Origin of the sequence: Bacteroides sp. 51 (assembly GCF_010500965.1) — a bacterium.
In the GTDB taxonomy this organism is placed as follows: Bacteria; Bacteroidota; Bacteroidia; order Bacteroidales; family Bacteroidaceae; genus Bacteroides.
Window position 1 is genome coordinate 2712 of sequence record NZ_QVMI01000081.1, and the last position, 1279, is coordinate 3990.

The window sequence follows — 1279 nt, forward strand, 5'->3', positions numbered from 1 at the left end:
ATGGCGACCATCGCCCTGACCTTTGGCACTTCAAGTTGTAGCAATGACAATGACGCATCCTTCCCCGTAGAAGGTGAAAAAGCGATGTTAAGCATCCAGTTGGATGCGCCCACCCTCTCGCGTGCCTCAGGCACCGTGCCCACCGATAAAGTGGGCGACTATACGGTATTTATTACCGATAAGAGTACCGGTGACATCAACACGGCATGGACCAAATACAATAGCGATGGAACAGCGCTGACCGGTGACAAAGCCCTGGGTGTAACCACCAATGCCCAACATGTGTACATCGTAGCCAACGGAGGCGACCTGAGTTCTATCACCACACTGGCTGCCCTGAAAGCTTACAAAGCCGACCTGAACGGAACAGGTGCCCAGTCTTCGGCCACAAACCGTTGGGCTACCGGTGCTACCGCCAGCGCCCTGAGCTTTACCAATAGCGGTGACGGCGAATACAAAGCCAATGCTACGGTAACCCTGACATTTATTGCTGCGCGTATTACCGTTACGGTAGACAATGCCATGACCAAGTACGGTGAACCCGGTTCGCTTACATTGAACAGCATTGCCGTATTGAACGCCCGTGGCGAATCCCTGTTGTTCCCATCCAGCGGTACTTCTTTAATCCCTTCGGCTTACACCGGCGGTAAGAAATTCTACACCGGCTATGACAAGCCCAGCGGTGAAACCTGGTCTTTCTGGCCTACGGCCGGTACCTACACCGTGGCTGCTGCACGTTTTCTGGATGCCCTGAACCTGGCTGCTCCGTCAACCACCTATTATTACTATGTGTTTGAGAACGATGCAACCACAGCCAATGCTTCACCTACTATCGTTACCCTTACCGGTAAAGATAAGGATGGCAAGAACCTTTACTGGCCTGTTCACCTGGCTTCTTACGAGCAATGGAAATCAGGTAGCGGTTCGGTATCTTCTATTACCCGTGGCAAGAGCTACAATATCAACATCAAGTTAACAGGTGATGCTACCAAAGGTGGTGGTGGAACTACCGACCCAACTGATCCGGTGGTAAACGGTACGGTAGAAGTTTCCGTTACAGTGCCTAGCTGGGAACCTGTGGTGTTGAACAAAGAGTTTTAATCACCCCATATGCCGTAGGGGCGGTTCGCGAACCGCCCGAAAATGGCTTCCTATGCATGAGTGGGGACTCCCCACTCACAGGTATGCGCCCCTTGGGTGGGACGCATATCACTACGATTTTAAAACCAAATAATTATGACGGTAAAGAGAATAAAAAATGTAATTCCGGCTCTGATGA

The 1279-nt window shown here is 51.2% G+C and carries 1 protein-coding gene; it reads left to right on the forward strand.

Translation table 11 applies throughout. The features are described from left to right. On the forward strand, nt 1-1101 hold a 1101-nt coding region (locus tag D0T87_RS23520), incomplete at its 5' end, for a DUF4906 domain-containing protein (protein WP_163178587.1). Nucleotides 1102-1279 lie beyond the last annotated feature (178 nt).